Genomic DNA, 16,952 nt, shown 5'->3' on the forward strand with positions numbered 1-16,952 from the left:
GGCGGAGGGCGCTTTTGCGCCTTTCCTCCCGGTTTTTCCAGACTTGAGGTGGCCTTCGCCCGGGAGCATAGCCGCATCCATGAAGAACCTAGAAAAAAAGATCATGCAGGCGTTTGAGGATCGGATCTTCGAAGGCGCCCTGCCCGGAGAGCTGGAAGGACTGGACGAGGCCGAGCGCACCGAAGTGGCGCGGTTCGTCGCGGAAACGGCGGCGGAACGCCCGCCGCAGACCGTACGGCTCAATCTCGAAACCTATCAGGACGATGCCAGCCGCAAGATGCGGCTCGCCGTGATCAACGACGACATGCCGTTCCTGGTCGATTCGATCGCGGCGGCGATCGCCTCGTTCGACCTGAGCATCTTCCGCATCATTCACCCGATCCTGCCGGTGGAGCGCGACGCCAAGGGCGTGGTGACCGACATCGGCGAGAAGGCGAAGGATGCGTCGCCCGAGTCGATGATCTACATCGAGATGGAGCGTGCCGACGCCCGCACCCGCCGCGCGCTGACCAGCGAGATCGAGCGCGTGCTCGAGCATGTCCGCGACGTGGTTTCCGACTGGCGCCCGCTCCAGCAGGCGCTGTCGATCGACGGCGCCCGCGTCCCCTCGCGCGAAGGCGAGGCGCTGCTGCGCTGGTTCGCCGACGATGCGATGACGCTGCTCGGCCACGAGAAATGGTCGATCACCGGCGAGAGTACCGATCAGATCGGCCTGGCCCGCTACACCCATGAAGTGCCGCTGCTCGCCGAAACGTCGCGCAAGCTGGCCGTCGACTATTTCGAGATGGGCGGCGAGATTCCGCTGCTCCTGAAGTCCAACGCCACCTCCTCGGTGCATCGCCGCGTGCCGCTCGACATCGTCGTCACGCCGCTGATGACCGGCCAGGACGTCACCGGCCTGTCGATCCATTACGGCCTGTGGACCAGCCAGGCGCTCAACACGCCCCCGGCGATGGTGCCGATGCTGCGCGGGCGGTTGGAGATGCTCGAATCGAAGTTCGGCTTCGATCCCTCGGGCCATACCGGCAAGGCGATGACGCACGCCCTCACCGGCCTGCCGCACGACCTGACCACCGCCTTCGACCTCGAAGCGCTGGAAAGCCTGGTGCTCACCGCCATGTCGGTCGCCGATCGGCCGCGCTCGAAGCTGGTGCTGGTGCGCAGCACGCTGGGCCGCCACCTGTTCGCCTTTGTCTGGCTGCCGCGCGAGCAGGTCGCCGCCGGCCACCGCGAGACGATCGGCAACATGCTGACCGAGGCGGCGCACGCCAAGATGATCAACTGGTCGATCGCGCTCGAAGACGGCGTGCTCGCCCAGCTCCGCTACACGCTCGACCTGCGCGGCGACACGACGATGCCCGACGAGGCCGAGCTCGACGCGCGCATTGCCCGCATGGTGCGCGGTTGGGCGCCGGCGGTGGAAGCGTGCCTCAGCGACATCGCCGGCAGCGGCGCCGCCCGCCTGTCGCTGCGCCTCGCCAACGCCTTCCCCGATGTCTACCGCCTCACCCACACGCCCGAGGAAGCCGCGCAGGACATGGTGCGGATCGGCGGGCTCGAGGACGAGCATGCCCGTTCGGTGCGGATCGTGCCGCTGCAGGGCGAGCCCGGCAAATACCGGATCAAGCTCTACCGCCTGGGCGGCGCGCTGGCGCTGTCCGATGCGGTGCCGGCGTTCGAGAATTTCGGGTTCCGCGTGCTCGAGGAAGTGCCGACCGAGCTGACCAACGGCGCCTTCATCCACGACTTCAAGGTCGAGCCGGCAACGCCAAGCGCGATGCTGGACGAGGATCCGGCTACCGTTGAGGCGGCGGTGGCGGCGGTGCTGGAAGGCCGCGCCGAAAACGACCTGTTCAACCGGCTGATCGTCGAGGCGGGCCTCAGCCCGTCCGCGGTGGTGCTGCTGCGCGCCTGGTTCCGCTATCTGCGCCAGACCGGCATGCTCTACGGCCTCGGCACCGTGGTTGACGCGCTGCGCCGGGCGCCGCTGGTCGCCACCGCGCTGGTCGAGCGGTTTGAAGCCGCGCACGATCCGGCGCGCGGCGGCGATGCCGAAGCGATCGGGGATGCCGAACGCGCGATCAATCTCGGCCTCACCCAGGTCAACGCAATCGACGACGACCGCATCCTGCGCCTGTTCAAGGGCGTGGTGCTCGCCACGCTGCGTACCAACGCCTTCGCGCCCGCCGGTGCCGAGGCACTGGCCTTCAAGCTCGATTCGGCCAAGGTGCCGGGCCTCCCCGCCCCGCTCCCCTGGCGCGAGATCTGGGTGTACAGCCCGCGTGTCGAGGGCATCCACCTGCGCGCCGGCCCGGTCGCCCGCGGCGGCCTGCGCTGGTCCGATCGCCGCGACGACTTCCGCACGGAGATCCTGGGCCTGATGAAGGCGCAGCGCGTGAAGAACGCCGTCATCGTGCCGACCGGCGCCAAGGGCGGCTTCTATCCGAAGCATCTCCCCTCGCCCGCCATCGACCGTGACGCCTGGCTGGCCGAGGGCACCGAAAGCTATCGCATCTTCATCCGCGCGCTGCTCTCGATCACCGACAACATCGTCGCCGGCGACGTGGTCCACCCGGAGGGTGTGACCGTCCTCGACGGTAACGACCCCTATTTCGTCGTCGCGGCGGACAAGGGCACGGCGACCTTCTCGGACGTCGCCAATGCGCTCGCAATCGAACGCAATTTCTGGCTGGGCGATGCCTTCGCCTCGGGCGGCAGCGTCGGTTACGACCACAAGGCGATGGGCATCACCGCCAAGGGCGCCTGGGTCTCGGTTCGCCGCCACTTCCTGGAAATGGGCACCGACATCCAGTCCGAGCCGGTCACCGTGGCGGGCGTGGGCGACATGTCGGGCGACGTGTTCGGCAACGGCATGCTCTTGTCCAAGGCGATCAAGCTGGTCGCGGCGTTCGACCATCGCCACATCTTCCTCGATCCCAATCCGGACCCGTCGAAGAGCTGGGAAGAGCGTGCGCGCATGTTCGCGCTGCCGCGTTCCAGCTGGGCAGATTACAACCCTGATCTCATCTCCGAGGGCGGCGGCGTCTTCCCGCGTACCGAAAAGTCGATCCCGCTCAGCCCGCAGGTGAAGGCGCTGCTCGACCTCGATGTTGATAGCATCGACCCGAACGGGCTGATGATCGCGATCCTCAAGGCGCGCGTCGGGCTGCTGTGGTTCGGCGGCATCGGCACCTATCTGAAGGCGGCGAGCGAGAGCAACGGCGAGGTGGGCGATCCCGCCAACGACCGCATCCGCATCAATGCCGAGCAGGTGCGCGCGCAGGTGGTCGGCGAAGGCGCCAACCTCGGCGTGACGCAGGCGGCGCGCATCGCGTTCGCCCGCAACGGCGGCCGCCTCAACACCGACTTCATCGACAATTCGGCGGGCGTCGACTGCTCGGATAATGAGGTCAACATCAAGATCGCGCTCAACCGCGAGATGATCGAAGGGCGCCTCGGCTTCGAGGATCGCAACACGCTGCTCGCCTCGATGACCGACGATGTCGCGCACCTGGTGCTGGAGGACAACCGCCTCCAGACCCTGGCGCTTTCCTTCATGGAGAATGACGGCGCGCTCGACCTGCCCAGCTATGTGCGGGTGATCGAGATCCTGGAGGCAAGCGGCCGGCTCGACCGCGGCGTCGAGGGGCTGGGCTCGAACGAGGATCTGCTGCGCCGCGCCCAGGACGGCCGCGGGCTCACCCGGCCGGAGCTGGCGGTGCTGCTCGCCTCGGCCAAGCTGGCGCTGCAGGACGCGATCGAACAGGGCGAGCTCGGCCATGACGCCGCGCTGGTCGGCGATCTCCACGCCGCATTCCCACGCGCGATGCAGGAACGCTTCGGCAAGGCGATCGACGAGCATCGCCTCCGTAACGAGATCGTCGCGACCAAGCTCGCCAACCGCGTGGTGAACCGCCTCGGCGTGCTCCACCCGTTCGAGCTCGCCGAGGAAGAAGGCGCGTCCATGCGCGACATCGCGGCGATGTTCGTCGTGGCGGAGCGGCTGCTGGGGCTCCCGGCGCTGTGGGAAGCGGTGGAAACCGCCGAGATCAGCGAGGGCGCCCGCGTCGCGCTGCTCGACGAGCTGGCGGTGGCGGTCCGCGGCCAGATTGCCGATCTGCTGCGCATCACCCGCCCGGGCGCCAGCCCGGCCGAGGTGATCGCCCGCCTGCAGCCGGGTATCGACGCGCTGGGCCGTGAGACCAAGAGCCTGATGCTCACCGAGGTGCGCGCCCAGGCCGATCGGATCTGCGGCAAGCTCACCGCCGCGGGCGCGCCGCACGAACTGGTCGACCGCGTGGTCCATGTGTTCGAGCTGGACGGCTGCATCGGTCTCGCCGACCTCGGCCAGCGCAGCGGGGTCGACGAGGTGGTGCTCACCCGCGCCTTCACCGCGCTCGGCCAGGCGCTCGGCCTCGACTGGGCGCAGGCGACCGCGGCGCGGATCACCACCGGCGATGTGTGGGAGCGCCTGCTGATCGCCGGCCTCGCCCGCGACTTCCAGCAGCTGCGGCTGGACTTCCTCGGCCGTGTCGATGGGCAGGACCCGCAGGCGGCGGTGGACGCGTGGCTCGCCGAGCACCGCGCCCGCGTCGAGCAGTTCAGCGCGCTGGTGCGGCGTGCGCGCCAGTCGGCGGTGCCGAACGCGGCGATGCTCGCGCAGATCGCGGGGCAAGCACGCGTTCTGCTCGGGCGGGAGTGATCTGAGCTACTTCCCGTTACCTTAAGTCCCCCTCCCGCTTGCGGGAGGGGTTAGGGGAGGGTGTGTAAGGGTAGCAGGCGATCCGCTGAAATGAATGGCGTACAAACCAGCGCTTCTTCGCCCGCAGCCATCGCTTGCAGCACACACCCTCCCCCTACCCCTCCCGCAAGCGGGAGGGGAGAATAGAAGAAGAAGGCGCTAGCCTTCGAGCGCCGCGAGCATCTCGAGCAGGTCCTCCGGGAAGATCGCCTCGTCATGCGCGGCGATCTCCTCGCGCGTGAACCAGCGCCACCCGCGCATCACCCGCTGCTCCAGCGCGGTATGGCCGCCGGTCTCGATCGCCTCCACCTCAGTGCGGACGACGAAATAGCGCTCGTCCGCCCACACCGGCACGCCTTCGATCGTCACGAATTCGACGATCCGCTGCGTCACCTCGAGTCCGGGATCGGCCCGGATGCCGGTCTCCTCCCAAAGCTCGCGCCGGGCGGCGGCCTCATAGCTCTCGCCCGGATCGACCGCGCCGCCCGGCGTGCACCAGAAGGGCGGCCGGTCGCTGGGATCGAAACGGAACAGCAACACCCGCCGCGCACGATCGAGCAGCAGGATCCGCGCCGCAGGGCGCGCGATACGCGTGCTCATTCGCCCGGCGCGGTCGCCTTGATCGCCAGCGCGTGGATGCGCGTGGCGAGCAGGTCGGCGAGCGCATGGTTGACCTTGCGCTGGCGGGCGACGCGGTTGAGCCCGGCGAATTCGGGGCTCTCGATGGTGACGGAGAAGTGCGTTTCGCCCGTGCCGTCATCGCCCAGATGCCCGCGATGCTGGGCGCTGTCGTTGCTGACATGGAGCTGGGAGGGAGCGAGCGCGGTGCGCAGGCGTTCGGCGATAAGATCGGCCAGAGGGCCGGTGGCGAGGTCGGTCATCGCGCCTATATAGGCGGTTTGCTCGAGGGAGTCGCGTGGCTAGCCGTCCGCCGAAGAAGGATCGTCCGAATGCCCGTTTCCACGGTCGCGTGGAAGCGGAGGGAAGAATGTGCGCAGAGCCGGGCTGCAATGCCGCCGGCGAGTTCCGCGCGCCGCCGCTGGAAGGCGCGCGCAGCGGCTTCGACGGGCCGCCGCCGTTCCGCTGGCTGTGCCTCGACCATGTCCGCGCGTTCAATTCGGGCTACAATTTCTTCTCGGGGATGAGCCCGGAGGAAATCCACGAGGCGCAGCGCCCGATCGCCGGCTGGGAGCGCGAGACGCGCGCGTTCAGCGCCAACCCGGACGTGCCGCCACGCTGGGCCGACTTCGCCGACCCGCTCGACGCGATCGGCGCGCGCTTCCGCGACCGGATGAAGGATCGCGGCGAGCGCAAGGACGGGCGTCCGCTCTCCGGCGCGGATCGCGATGCGCTGAAGGTGCTCGATCTGGAGATCGACTGCGACCGGACGGCGCTGCGCAAGCGCTATTCGGAGCTGGTTCGGAAATACCATCCTGACCGGAATGGCGGCGACCGCAGCCACGAGGCGCGGCTGCAGCGGGTGATCGCGGCGTATCAGCAGTTGAAGGGGTCGGCGGCCTTCGCCTGAAGGCCGCGCCGGATCAGACTTCCGCGTCCGCCGTCAGCCGGCGCGCGACCACTTCGAGTTGCTCGGCCACCGCGGACCAACCCTGCTCGAACCCCATTTCGCGGTGCGTATTACAGCTTTCCTGCGACCAGTGCCGCGCGCTGGCGCGGTAGCGGGTTCGTGGCCCCTCGGGCTCGAACGACCAGGTGCCGACCATGAACGGCGCCTGCGGGATCCATCCCACCCGGAACGCATCGGTGGACACGACGCGGCGCCCCGGGACGACCTCCAGGATCACGCCTTCCAGCCGCTGCTCCTCGCCGTTGGGGCCGCGCATGATCATCGCGCTACGGCCGCCGGAGCGCAGATCCTGCTCGATCAATTGGGTGGTCCAGGGCCGCGGGCACCACCATTCCTCAAGATGATCGGTGAAGGCGCGCCAGCAGGGCTCGACCGGGGCGTCGATCAGGCGCTCGACGAACAGTTCCAGCAGATCGCTCATGCCTGTACCTCCGCGCCGCTCACTAGGCCGAAGACCGCGCCGTCGGGATCCACCGCCTGCAGCACCCGCTCGCCGCCCGGCACATCCATCGGCTCCATGACCACGGTCCCGCCCGCTGCTTCGACCAGCCCTTTCGCCTGATCCACATCGTCGATCCGGAAGTAGAACCCCCAGCCCGGCTTCGCACCCGGCGGCGCCCGCATGATCGCGCCGATCGGCTCGCCGCCTTCGTGGCCGATAAAGCTGTATTCGCCCATCTCGCCCATCGGCATGCCGCCCATCCGGGTGAGGCCGAACTGGCGGTGGTAGAAGCCCAGCGCGCCCTCGGCGTCGGGTGCTAGCAACTCGTTCCAGCCGACATGGCCGAGCCCTCGCCGCTGATAGACGGTGCTGGTCGCCCCCTCGGTCGCCCCGCGCATCACATAGAAGGGAATGCCCTGCGGATCCGTGAGCATCGCGATCCGCCCCACCCCGGCCGCATCCCAGGCGGGCACCAGCACCTTGCCGCCCTCGGCGACGATGCCCGCTACGCTCGCATCGACATCGTCGACCCCGAAATAGGCGAGCCAGGTCGGGCTCGCCCCCGCCGCCAGCATGGCATCGTCGAGCTGCAGCATGCCGCCCGCATTGCCGTCCGGTGCCACGATCATGCGATAATCAGGGCCACCCGGCGGCGGTGCAGCCACCTGCCAGCCGACCACTGCGCCATAGAAAGCCGCTGCCTTGTCCGCGTCGCGCGTCATCAGTTCGTACCAGATGATTTCGCCCTGCCGGTTGGTCATGTCTCGCTTTCTCCTGCCGTCAGCCGTCGCCGCGATCGACGATCGGCTCGAATCCGCCCCAGAACATGCGCTTGCCGTCGAACGGCATCGTCCGCCCCTGCATCTCGGGGGCTTCCATCAGCTTGCCCCAGCCGGCATCCCGCGTCGGCTTGTCGGGCCACAGCACCCAGGCGAAAACCACGGCCTCCCCCGCCCCGGCCAGCGTCGCGCGGTAGAAGTCGGTGGCGGTGCCGTGCGGCACGTCCTCGCTCCACGTCTCCATCACCCGCGTCGCGCCGAAGTTGAGGAACAGCTCGGCCGTCACTTCTGACAGCACGCGATATTCTTCCTTCTTCGCCTCGGGCACCGGGATCACATATCCATCGAGATAGGCCATGGTCGCGCTCCCTCAGGCAGGTTCGGGCATCTCGCTCCGCAGGTCCTCGAGCTGCGCCGCGATCGCTGCACCGAAAGCAGGGCGTGCGAGACAGCGCCGCTGATAGGCCGCCAGCGCCGGGTGCGCGGCGAGCATGTCCGTATGGTCGAGCATCCGCAGCGCCGAGGCCATCAGCAGGTCCCCAGCGGTGAAGCGGCCCTCCAGATAGTCGCGGTCGCCCAGGGCCGCGGCAAGGTGGCCGAGCCGCTTGTCGACATCCGCGACCAGGCCGGGCCGGCGGAGCCGCGCCCATTCTTCGCCTTGCGCGAACCTGTCGACCGTGGCGAGTTCCATCAGCATCGGCTCGACGCTGTTGAGTGCCGCTACCGTCCAGCTTAGCGCCCGTGCCCGGCCAACGGGATCACGCGGCAGCAGCGTCTCGGAGCGCTCGGCGATGTGCAGCACGATCGCCCCGGATTCGAACATCCGCACCGCGCCTTCGCGATAGGCGGGCACCTGCCCGAACGGCTGTTCGGCGAAATAGGCCGCCGGCCGGTCCACCGTGCTGATCGGATCGGTGCGATAGCCGATCCCTGCCTCCTCCAGCGCCCAGCGCACGCGGAAGTCGCGGACATGGCCACGCGCGAAGTCCGGCACCCAGTCCAGCGTGACGATCTCGATCGGGCTTTCGGAAACCACGGGCATGCCATCCTCTCCTCCGGTTCAGATATCGCCTTCGCGCTTCGCACCCTTGAGCAGCGCGACGATCGCCATGGCGTGGCCGTGGCCCAGCCCGAACTGCGCCTTGAGGTCGGCGACGATCGCCCCCGCCTTCACGCCCGCGCGCAGGCCAGCGGCATCCGCCCAGCCCTTTTCGGCGGCGTAGCTGCGGAAATCGTCGGGGCTGCGGCCGGTCTTGGCCTGGATGTTGTCGAGATAGGCCTGGAACGACATCGTCGGTCTCCTCCTCGGTTCAGGCCGGCTCCGCCTGTGCCATCACCTTGGCAGCGGCGGCCATGTCCATGTGGAACGGCTCGAAGATATGCCCGTCGGGATCGGTGAAGGTGCGGCCGTACATGAACCCCATGTCCTGCACCGGGCGGATGTCTCCCGATCCGCCGGCCGCCGCCGCTTTCTCGACCAGCGCATCGACCGCGGCGCGATCGTCGAGCGGCAGCGCGATCAGCACCTCCGTTGTCGCGGTCGCATCGGCGACGGCGCGCGGCGTGAAGGTCTGGAAGAAGTCGCGGTGGAGCAGCATGAAGGTGAGCGTTTCGGACAGCACCATCGCGCTCGCGGTCGGCCCGCTGAACTGCGGGTTCTTGGTACAGCCGATCGCTTCGTAGAAGGCGGTCGCGCGCGGCACATCGGCCACCGGCAGGTTCACGAACACGGCGTTCGGCATCGCTGTCTCTCCCCTTTGTGCAGCGCTTTCGAGTCGCGCGCTGCTTGATTCGTGCCGCGCCTGATCCTAAAAAACAACCGTGAAGTTAGAACATATAACCAATCTCAAGCGCCGCTATGAGGATGCCTGCGGCACTGCCCTCGCGCTGGAATTCGTTGGCGAGCGCTGGGCGCTGCTGATCATTCGCGAATTGCTGCTCGGCCCGCGCCGCTTCGGCGAGATCCGCGCAGGGCTGCCGGGGCTCAGCGCCAATGTCCTCACCCAGCGGCTGCAAGGGCTGGAAGCGGATGGCATCGTCGTGCGCGAAAAACTGCCGCCACCGGCCAGCGTGCAGGTCTACGCGCTCACGCCCTGGGGCTACGAGGCCGAGCCGGTAGTGATGGCGATGGGTCGCTGGGCGCTGCGCTCGCCTCGGCACGATCCCTCGCTCCCCTTCTCGCGCGTCTCCTTGATGCTGGCGCTGCGCATGCTGCTGCTGCCGGACAAGGCGGCGGGCTGGGCGGGCCGCATCGGCTTCCGGCTGGGCGAGGAGACCTACCGCGTTACCGTGGCCGATGGCGCGCTGGCGATCGACCGGGGCACGCTCGTCGATGCCGAGGCGGTGTTCGTCGGCGAACCCAATGATTTCCTGCCGGTACTGTTCGGCACGATGCCGCTGCCGATGGCACTCGCCGAGCACAGGTTCGTTGTCGAAGGCGACCAGGCCCGCGCCGCTGACTTCGCCACCCTGTTCTTGCTGCCGCCCAAGATCGGCGCCTGAACCATCCCATTAGGGCATGCGGTTGCAGTGCGGCAAACAAGCCACTAGGTCCGGTGCGACTGAAGGATTTGATATGGCCGACATCCCCAACACCCTGCCCGACAGCCGGGACTCCACGATCCTCGATGCGCCCGACAAGATGGTGAAGGTGCGCGACCTGTTCGGGATCGACATCGATATGGAAGTCCCCGCGTTCAGCGAGGCGGACGAGCGCGTGCCCGATCTGGACCCCGCCTATGTGTTCGATCCGGACACCACGCTCGCGGTGCTGGCGGGATTCGCGCACAACCGCCGCGTGATGATCCAGGGCTATCACGGCACCGGCAAGTCGAGCCACATCGAGCAGGTGGCGGCGCGGCTCAACTGGCCGTGCATCCGCATCAACCTCGACGCGCATATCAGCCGCATCGACCTGATCGGCCGCGACGCGATCGTTCTCAAGGACGGTCAGCAGATCACCGAGTTCCGCGAAGGCCTGCTGCCCTGGGCGCTGCAGACCCCGACCGCGCTGGTGTTCGACGAATATGACGCGGGCCGCCCGGACGTGATGTTCGTCATCCAGCGCGTGCTGGAGACCGAGGGCAAGCTGACCCTGCTCGACCAGAACCGGGTGATCCGCCCGAGCCCCTGGTTCCGCTTGTTCGCCACCGCCAACACCGTGGGCCTGGGCGACACCAGCGGGCTGTATCACGGCACCCAGCAGATCAACCAGGGCCAGATGGACCGCTGGAACATCGTGGTGACGCTCAACTATCTGCCCGCCGCCACCGAGGCGCGGATCGTGCTCGCCAAGTCCGGCGAATATGACAAGCCGGGCGGCAAGGAGACGGTGGAGAACATGGTCCGCGTGGCCGAGCTGACCCGCCGCGGCTTCATCAACGGCGATATCTCGACGGTGATGAGCCCGCGCACCGTGATCACCTGGGCGCAGAACGCGCTGATCTTCGGCGACGTGGGCTTCGCCTTCCGCCTGTCGTTCCTCAACAAGTGCGACGACGCCGAGCGGGCGCAGGTGGCGGAATATTACCAGCGCGTGTTCGGCAAGGATCTGCCGGAGAGCGTGGTCGGGCGGGCGTAATCAAGCCTATCCTCCCCCGCCAGGGGGAGGATTAGGACTTGCTCTCCAGCCGCCAGCGCAGCGCGCGCACGAACGGCTCCGGATCGTCGAGGCGGAAGGCGATTGCGGTACGTGGGCGCCGGCCGGGCAGCGGCGAGTCCAGCCGCAGCACCAAATTCGGCCAGGCAAGCAGCCCGGCATTCAGCGTCGCCTTGTCCTTCACCAGCGTGGAGTCGAAGCTGGTCTCGACGCTCGTGATCGCCGCATAGGGCACCAACCGGTCGATCAGCAGCCCGGCGCGCACCCGCACGCCGTCGGGCGTCAGCAGCACCGGGTACAGCCGGAACGACTTGATCAGGGCGATCATGTAGATCAGCCCGACATCGCTCAGCACGAACAGCACATAGGCGGCGAACGCACTCCAATGCGCGAGCAACAGATGGTGGATGGCGACCTCGATCGCCTGCAACGCCAGCAGCGTGACCGCCATCGGCGTCAGGTGCCGATGATAGGCAAAGCCTTGGCAGCCCGCCGGCACCTCCGGCGCCGTGCCCCAGCGGAACAGGCCGAGATGGAGCAGGCGGAGCTCGGCCGCCGCCAGCCGAACGAGGGGCGGCGGCAACAGCTCGGACAGGGCCGCGACCCAGCGCGCCTCGGCAGCCGTCCGCAGCCGCCCCCAGGCGGCACAGGCGCCCCAGCCGAGATGGACGGCCAGCACGATCGCCATCGCGCCCGCCAGTACCGGCAGGTTCAGCAACGCGCTCCGCACCGCCGGAGGCGCGGCGATCAGCACCGCGAACACGGCCAGCGCAAGCCCCGCGACGATCTGGCGCGGAGCCGGACGACGGCGCGGCGCGCGCGCGATCAGCGCCAGCAGCCGGCTGTCGCTCGCGATCCACAAGAAGAGCATCCCGGCGACGAGCGGATGCGCGCTCGCCAGCGGCGTCCGCACGGCCCAGGCGGCAAGGAACAGCACCGGGATGGGGAGCAGCCGCACCCACAGAGTCGAACGGCGGATCGCAAGCGGCGTGGCGGTCATCGGCCTCCCCCCAAGTTGGCGGCCCTGCATAGCATGATCCGCGCCGATCCGCAGCGCTCAGGTCTTCAGCGTGCCCGAGCTGTCCTGCAGCAGCCAGAAGCGGGTGTAGCGCTGCAGCCGCGGCAGGATGATCCATTGCAGCGTCGCGGTCAGCAGCAACGAGGAGGGCAGCAGCTGCAGCGGCAGCGGCACGTCCTTCAGCACGGTGCGCACGCCCAGGCTGACGAGCAGCAGCACCGGAAACACCGTCAGCCAGGTGGTGACGAAGCGCTTCCACTTGCTCGCGCTGGCGTCGCTCGGCAGATCGAAGGCGATGCGGTCGCCCGACTGGATCTGGCGGAGCGCCGTGGACCAGCGATCGGCGATTGCGACATGCGCGCGCACCGCCTCGCTCTCATGCCAGGCCTCGGCGGTCGCGCGATCCTCGAAACGGAAGAGCAGATGCTGGAAGCCGGCGGTCTGGCCGAGGCGGATCGCCGCGCGATAGCCGGGCGCGGCCTCGGCGAGGTCCCCCAGCGCCGTCGCCCAGCGATCGAAATCCTGCTCGTGCCCCGCACGGATCGCGCGGCTGGTAACGACGGTGGCGGTTTGCGGAGCATCGGCCGGCATGGCGGCACAACGTACGCCCCGTCCCTGTCGTTGCAGGCTGGCTCCTCAGGCGTCCGCCCAGCGGCGCAGCAGATTATGGTACACGCCGGTCAGCGCCACTACCTCGGCATGGCCCTGCCCCACCTCGCCGGCCAGTGCCTGGATCGAACGATCGAGGTCGAACAGGATGCGACGTTCGCCGTCGTCGCGCACCATCGACTGGAGCCAGAAGAAACTCGAGGTTCGCGCGCCGCGGGTCACCGGGTCCACCCGGTGGAGGCTCGACGAGGGATAGAGGATCGCGTGGCCGGCCGGCAGCTTGACGCTCTGCTCGCCGAACAGTCCCTCGATCCGCAGCTCGCCGCCGTCATAGGCCTCGGGCGGCTCCAGGAACACGGTCATCGACAGGTCGGAGCGGATGCGGAAGTCGCTGCCGCGCTGGATGCGGATCGCATTGTCGACATGGGTGCCGAACGCCTGACCGCCGGCATAACGGTTGAACAGCGGCGGAAACACCTTGAGCGGCAGCGCGGCGGCCACGAACAGCGGCGAGCGCGCCAGTGCGTCGAGGATGATCGCGCCGGCCTTGCGATGCGCCTCGCCGCCTTCCGGCAGCTGTTCGTTGCGCTTGGCGAGCGCCGACTGCGCGCCCGAGGTGACGTTGCCGTCGACCCATTCCGCCGCATCGATGATGCCGCGGATATGCGCGACTTCGTCTGCGGTCAGCAGGTCGGGGATGGGAATCAGCAAAGATGGGTCTCCAGTTCGGGCCAGGGCGAGCGGCGGAGCCAGTCGCGGGCCTTTTGCACGAAGGCCGGAGTCGCGGTTTCGCGGCAGCGAATCAGCCAATGGGCGGCTGTCTCCAGCAGCCCCTCACCCGCCAGCATGCGGGCATGGTTGAACGCGCCGCGGAAATCGCCGCCCTCGGCCGCGCGGGCATAGCAGTCTGCCGCCTTGGCCATGTCCTGCGGCACCACCCAGCCATCCTCGTGGAAGCTGCCGACATAGTTGATCGCCTTGGCGTTGCCCGTCGCCGCGGCCTTTTCGAACCAGCCGAGCGCCGCAGCCTTGTCCTCGGTCAAGCCTTCGCCGAGCGCCAGTGCCGTCGCGTAATTATACATGCCCCAGTCGAGCCCGCGCTCGGCGGCGACGCGGAAGCATTCGGCGGCGCGGACCTTATCCACGCCCGTGCCCCAGCCGAGATCGTAGCAGCGCCCGAGCATGTTGAGCGCCATCAGGTGCCCCGCCCGCGCGGCGCGCACGAACCATTCGAACCCCTCGGTCGCCCGGCCTTGGTCGAGCAGCATCTGCCCCCACACCGCCTGGGCTTCGGCGACGCCCGCTTCGGCGCCTTCCCGAACGAGCGCCGCCCGCGCCTCCGGGGAACCGGAGAGGCGGGCGGCGATGTCTTCGGCGCTGAGGTCGTCGAGCGCGACGCGCATCAGAACTTCACGTTCAGCGTCGCGAAGGCCGAGCGGCCCGGCGCGACCGTCGCATAGTGCGAGGTATAGGCCTGCGTATAATAGGTCTTGTCGGTAAGGTTCTGGATGTTGGCGCTCACCCCGATCTTCGGCGTGAGCTGATAGGCGAGCCGCGCATCGAAACGCCAGTAGGACGGCACCGAGCGGACGAGCACCTTGGTGGCCGGGTTCACGGTCACTACGCCCGCCGCGTTCTGCGTGGCGCTGCGGTTGTCCTGGTAGCCGCCGATCATCGTGCTGGCGTAGAAGGCGCCACCGCCGAAGCTGAACTTGCTGGTCGGCTTCACGTCCGCCCACAGCGTGAAGCTGTCCTTCACCGTCTGCTGCGCCTGGCGCCCGGTGTTGACCGAAGGCACCTGCACCGTCTTCGCCGCCTGGTTCCCGACCGCGGCGGCGGTCAGCGCCGTGAAGCCGCCGTCGACGATCACCGGATCAAGATGGGTATAGCCGCCGAACACGCTCAGCCACTTGGTGACGTTGCCGTTGAAGTTGAGCTCCACGCCGCGGATGCGGCGCTTGCCGATGAACTCCACCGTGTTGTTGGGACCGGTGACACGGGCATTGTCGGTGTCGGTCTGGAAGACGGCGGCGGTCAGCGACAGCTGCTCGTCGAACAGATTGGCCTTGGCACCAACCTCATAGGACTTGGTCTTCTCGACCTTCAGGCTGTCCAGCACCGCAGCGGCGCTGACGGCGGTGCCGAGGCCGTTGCCCTCCTGGCCTTCGCCCACCAGGCTGTTCGGCGGCGTCGCGGCGGTGGCGTAGCTGGCATAGAGGCTGGTGTTGCGGGTCGGCTTGAACACCAGGCCCGCCTGCCAGTTAAACAGGTTGCTGGTCTTGCTGAGCTGGAAGGTGCTGGTCGCGGTCGCCGCCTGGCCGGGCGTGACGGTCGACTTGAAGCGATCGTAGCGCGCGCCGACGTTGAGGATCAGCTGCGGCAGCAGGGTGATGGAATCGAAGCCATAGACGGCGACGGTGCTCGCGTCGTTCTGCGTCTCCGTGATCGGCGCGCCCTTCACGATCGGCGTCTGCACGGTCGAGGTGTCGCTGCTATAGTTCACCCAGGGCTGCTGCACCGGGTTGAAGACGCTGGTGCAATAGAAGCGCGCGACCGTCGCGGCGTTGCAGCGCGGGCTGACGCCGAATCCGCTGGACAGCACATAGGTGCCGCGGCGTGCCTTTTCCCAGTTCACCTCCACGCCGGTGGAGAAGCTGTGCTTCACCGATCCGGTCTCGAACCTGCCGTACAGATCGGTCTGGTTGCTCAGCGTCTCGGTATAGCCATAGCGGGTGTTGGCGCGCTGCCAGACGAGGCCGCCGGTGAGCATGTCGCCGCGCGCTGCCGCCGCGCCGGTGGTCGGATTGGTCGCCGCCGTGCCGTAGACATTGCCCTGGCTGTCGTCGGGCAGGGTGAAGATATAGGCCTGATCGGTATGGCTGTAGCGCGCGGTGTTGCGCAGCGTGATGCCACCGAAATCATGCTCGGCGCGCAGCGTCGCCTGATTCGTCGTCGCATCGCGGAAGTCGCGCGCGGCGATGCCGTAGAAGTTGTTGCGATCGACATGCCCCTTCACCCCGGCGATGGTGGTGAAGTCGCCCATTACCGGCTGGCTGGTGATCGTGCCCGTGCCGGGCGCATTGGCCAGCGTATAGGCATAGGGAATGCCGCTGTCCGGCAGTTCGTGGCTTTCGAGATAATAATAGGAGGCGGTCAGCCGGGTATTGGTGCCCATGCCGATCGTCACCGACGGCGCGACGCCCCAGCGCCGCTGCCAGACCTGGTCGCGACCCGCGACATCCTGGTCGTGCCAAAGCGCGGCGACGCGCACGCCGACCTTGTCGGTGATATTCTGGTTCACGTCGAGCGTGAAGCGCTTGAAGTCCGCGGTGCCGACGCTCGCCGCGCCGGCGACGAAACTGCCGGCGACAGGCAGCTTCGAGATGATGTTGATCGAGCCGCCGGCGCTGCCGCGGCCGCCCAGCGTCGAATCCGAGCCGCGGACGATCTGGACCTGCTCGGTGGCGAAGACTTCGCGGGTCTGTGCGCCGATATCGCGCACGCCGTCGAGGAAGGTCGAGCCCTGGCTATCGAAGCCGCGGATGAACGGGCGGTCGCCGATCGGGTTGCCGCCCTCGGCCGCGCCGAACGTGATGCCGGGCACGGTGCGCAGCGCGTCGGCCAGGCTGGTCGAGCCGGTCTGCTCGATCACCTCGCGCGAGAGCACCACGACGGAGCGCGGCGTATTGACGACCGGCGCGACCGCCTTGGGCCCGACCTGTTCGCCGACGCGGTGGCCGTTGACGACGATGCGATCCTGATCGTCCGATTCGGGATCATTGTCGCTGGCGTGCGCCGGTGCGGAAGCGACGAAGCCGACGCAGGCGAGCGCGAGGAAAGCAGGAATGCGATTGGATGCAGGTGCAGCAGAAAGACGCAACGTAAGAACCCCCGATGAATCGTTACGCGCCTGCTATTGCGAGCGCCTCGCAGAGTCAACGCTAATGCGAGCGGTTTGCAAAAAACCTCTGCTTTGGGGGTTTGGCAGGCCAGATTGCGTCAGGGCTCAAGTTGTGTGCGACCCCACACAAGAACCGGCGATCCGCTAGGCTGAAGCGGCAACCGCGCCAGAATAGCGGGCAAGCACTCTCGGCACGCCGGAAGCAACAACTGCGCCTTGCCGCGGTGCAGCACCTAATTCGTTGGACAATGATACCGGTACCATGAATAGTTGCCG

17 protein-coding genes are annotated in these 16,952 nt (G+C 68.1%); 4 read left to right on the forward strand and 13 right to left on the reverse strand.

Going from position 1 to position 16,952, the window contains the following annotated elements:
* Positions 1 to 79 precede the first annotated feature (79 nt).
* Positions 80 to 4,702 (forward strand): NAD-glutamate dehydrogenase domain-containing protein, encoded by a 4,623-nt coding sequence (locus tag QZ670_RS02240; RefSeq protein WP_294251518.1) that lies wholly within the window; start codon positions 80 to 82, stop codon positions 4,700 to 4,702.
* A gap of 198 nt (positions 4,703 to 4,900) precedes the next feature.
* On the opposite strand, the gene QZ670_RS02245 is transcribed toward QZ670_RS02240, so the two are convergent.
* Entirely contained in the window at positions 4,901 to 5,341 is a 441-nt protein-coding gene (locus QZ670_RS02245; protein ID WP_294251521.1) for an NUDIX domain-containing protein, read from the reverse strand.
* On the reverse strand, positions 5,338 to 5,622 hold the full coding sequence (locus QZ670_RS02250) for a BolA family protein (protein ID WP_294251526.1): 285 nt from the start codon (positions 5,620 to 5,622) through the stop codon (positions 5,338 to 5,340). Before QZ670_RS02250 ends, QZ670_RS02245 begins: the two co-directional genes overlap by 4 nt.
* A 107-nt stretch (positions 5,623 to 5,729) precedes the next feature.
* Between QZ670_RS02250 and QZ670_RS02255 the strand changes: the two genes are divergently transcribed.
* Positions 5,730 to 6,269, forward strand: coding sequence for a J domain-containing protein (locus QZ670_RS02255; RefSeq protein WP_294251531.1), 540 nt, complete (start codon positions 5,730 to 5,732; stop codon positions 6,267 to 6,269).
* A 13-nt stretch (positions 6,270 to 6,282) separates the two neighbouring features.
* Here the strand turns inward: QZ670_RS02255 and QZ670_RS02260 are convergent, their stop codons facing one another.
* The 6 genes from QZ670_RS02260 to QZ670_RS02285 are packed head-to-tail and all read right to left on the reverse strand — an operon-like array spanning position 6,283 to position 9,292.
* A complete protein-coding gene (locus QZ670_RS02260; RefSeq protein WP_294251536.1) occupies positions 6,283 to 6,750 on the reverse strand; it encodes an SRPBCC family protein in 468 nt (155 codons plus the stop codon).
* Positions 6,747 to 7,532, reverse strand: coding sequence for a VOC family protein (locus QZ670_RS02265; RefSeq protein WP_294251540.1), 786 nt, complete (start codon positions 7,530 to 7,532; stop codon positions 6,747 to 6,749). Before QZ670_RS02265 ends, QZ670_RS02260 begins: the two co-directional genes overlap by 4 nt.
* Positions 7,533 to 7,551: 19 nt before the next feature.
* Positions 7,552 to 7,908, reverse strand: a complete 357-nt coding sequence (locus QZ670_RS02270) for a DUF1428 domain-containing protein (protein ID WP_294251544.1) — start codon at positions 7,906 to 7,908, stop codon at positions 7,552 to 7,554.
* Between the two features lie 12 nt (positions 7,909 to 7,920).
* Positions 7,921 to 8,592 (reverse strand): glutathione S-transferase family protein, encoded by a 672-nt coding sequence (locus QZ670_RS02275; RefSeq protein WP_294251547.1) that lies wholly within the window; start codon positions 8,590 to 8,592, stop codon positions 7,921 to 7,923.
* Positions 8,593 to 8,610: 18 nt separating this feature from the next.
* Positions 8,611 to 8,841 (reverse strand): DUF4287 domain-containing protein, encoded by a 231-nt coding sequence (locus QZ670_RS02280; RefSeq protein WP_294251550.1) that lies wholly within the window; start codon positions 8,839 to 8,841, stop codon positions 8,611 to 8,613.
* Between the two features lie 19 nt (positions 8,842 to 8,860).
* Entirely contained in the window at positions 8,861 to 9,292 is a 432-nt protein-coding gene (locus tag QZ670_RS02285) for a VOC family protein (protein WP_294251552.1), read from the reverse strand.
* Positions 9,293 to 9,371: 79 nt separating this feature from the next.
* On the opposite strand from QZ670_RS02285, the gene QZ670_RS02290 reads away from it, so the two are divergent.
* Both QZ670_RS02290 and cobS read left to right on the forward strand, forming a co-directional pair.
* Positions 9,372 to 10,052 carry a winged helix-turn-helix transcriptional regulator gene (locus QZ670_RS02290; RefSeq protein ID WP_294251558.1) on the forward strand — a complete coding sequence of 227 codons (681 nt, stop codon included), beginning with the start codon at positions 9,372 to 9,374 and terminating at the stop codon, positions 10,050 to 10,052.
* A 73-nt stretch (positions 10,053 to 10,125) separates the two neighbouring features.
* The gene (gene cobS, locus QZ670_RS02295; protein WP_125972285.1) at positions 10,126 to 11,130 is read left to right on the forward strand and encodes a cobaltochelatase subunit CobS; all 1,005 of its coding nucleotides are present in this window, start codon (positions 10,126 to 10,128) and stop codon (positions 11,128 to 11,130) included.
* 31 nt (positions 11,131 to 11,161) lie between these two features.
* Here cobS and QZ670_RS02300 read toward each other — a convergent pair whose 3' ends face one another.
* From QZ670_RS02300 to QZ670_RS02320, 5 genes are read right to left on the reverse strand one after another with little or no spacing between them, the layout of a single operon-like run.
* On the reverse strand, positions 11,162 to 12,148 hold the full coding sequence (locus QZ670_RS02300) for a hypothetical protein (protein ID WP_294251562.1): 987 nt from the start codon (positions 12,146 to 12,148) through the stop codon (positions 11,162 to 11,164).
* Between the two features lie 57 nt (positions 12,149 to 12,205).
* A complete protein-coding gene (locus tag QZ670_RS02305) occupies positions 12,206 to 12,757 on the reverse strand; it encodes a hypothetical protein (protein WP_294251565.1) in 552 nt (183 codons plus the stop codon).
* Positions 12,758 to 12,802: 45 nt separating this feature from the next.
* Positions 12,803 to 13,486: a Fe2+-dependent dioxygenase gene (locus QZ670_RS02310; RefSeq protein ID WP_294251567.1), complete on the reverse strand. Its 684-nt coding sequence runs from the start codon at positions 13,484 to 13,486 to the stop codon at positions 12,803 to 12,805.
* Positions 13,480 to 14,178 carry a tetratricopeptide repeat protein gene (locus QZ670_RS02315; protein WP_294251570.1) on the reverse strand — a complete coding sequence of 233 codons (699 nt, stop codon included), beginning with the start codon at positions 14,176 to 14,178 and terminating at the stop codon, positions 13,480 to 13,482. Before QZ670_RS02315 ends, QZ670_RS02310 begins: the two co-directional genes overlap by 7 nt.
* Entirely contained in the window at positions 14,178 to 16,655 is a 2,478-nt protein-coding gene (locus QZ670_RS02320) for a TonB-dependent receptor (protein ID WP_294251575.1), read from the reverse strand. Before QZ670_RS02320 ends, QZ670_RS02315 begins: the two co-directional genes overlap by 1 nt.
* Positions 16,656 to 16,952: the final 297 nt, after the last annotated feature.

This window comes from uncultured Sphingomonas sp. (genome assembly GCF_913774285.1).
Lineage (GTDB): Bacteria > Pseudomonadota > Alphaproteobacteria > Sphingomonadales > Sphingomonadaceae > Sphingomonas.

Coding starts and splice junctions, on each gene's coding strand:
- QZ670_RS02240 (WP_294251518.1), top strand. CDS start 80: ATGAAGAACCTAGAAAAAAAGATCATGCAGGCGTTTGAGGATCGGATC.
- QZ670_RS02245 (WP_294251521.1), bottom strand. CDS start 5,341: ATGAGCACGCGTATCGCGCGCCCTGCGGCGCGGATCCTGCTGCTCGAT.
- QZ670_RS02250 (WP_294251526.1), bottom strand. CDS start 5,622: ATGACCGACCTCGCCACCGGCCCTCTGGCCGATCTTATCGCCGAACGC.
- QZ670_RS02255 (WP_294251531.1), top strand. CDS start 5,730: ATGTGCGCAGAGCCGGGCTGCAATGCCGCCGGCGAGTTCCGCGCGCCG.
- QZ670_RS02260 (WP_294251536.1), bottom strand. CDS start 6,750: ATGAGCGATCTGCTGGAACTGTTCGTCGAGCGCCTGATCGACGCCCCG.
- QZ670_RS02265 (WP_294251540.1), bottom strand. CDS start 7,532: ATGACCAACCGGCAGGGCGAAATCATCTGGTACGAACTGATGACGCGC.
- QZ670_RS02270 (WP_294251544.1), bottom strand. CDS start 7,908: ATGGCCTATCTCGATGGATATGTGATCCCGGTGCCCGAGGCGAAGAAG.
- QZ670_RS02275 (WP_294251547.1), bottom strand. CDS start 8,592: ATGCCCGTGGTTTCCGAAAGCCCGATCGAGATCGTCACGCTGGACTGG.
- QZ670_RS02280 (WP_294251550.1), bottom strand. CDS start 8,841: ATGTCGTTCCAGGCCTATCTCGACAACATCCAGGCCAAGACCGGCCGC.
- QZ670_RS02285 (WP_294251552.1), bottom strand. CDS start 9,292: ATGCCGAACGCCGTGTTCGTGAACCTGCCGGTGGCCGATGTGCCGCGC.
- cobS (WP_125972285.1), top strand. CDS start 10,126: ATGGCCGACATCCCCAACACCCTGCCCGACAGCCGGGACTCCACGATC.
- QZ670_RS02300 (WP_294251562.1), bottom strand. CDS start 12,148: ATGACCGCCACGCCGCTTGCGATCCGCCGTTCGACTCTGTGGGTGCGG.
- QZ670_RS02305 (WP_294251565.1), bottom strand. CDS start 12,757: ATGCCGGCCGATGCTCCGCAAACCGCCACCGTCGTTACCAGCCGCGCG.
- QZ670_RS02315 (WP_294251570.1), bottom strand. CDS start 14,178: ATGCGCGTCGCGCTCGACGACCTCAGCGCCGAAGACATCGCCGCCCGC.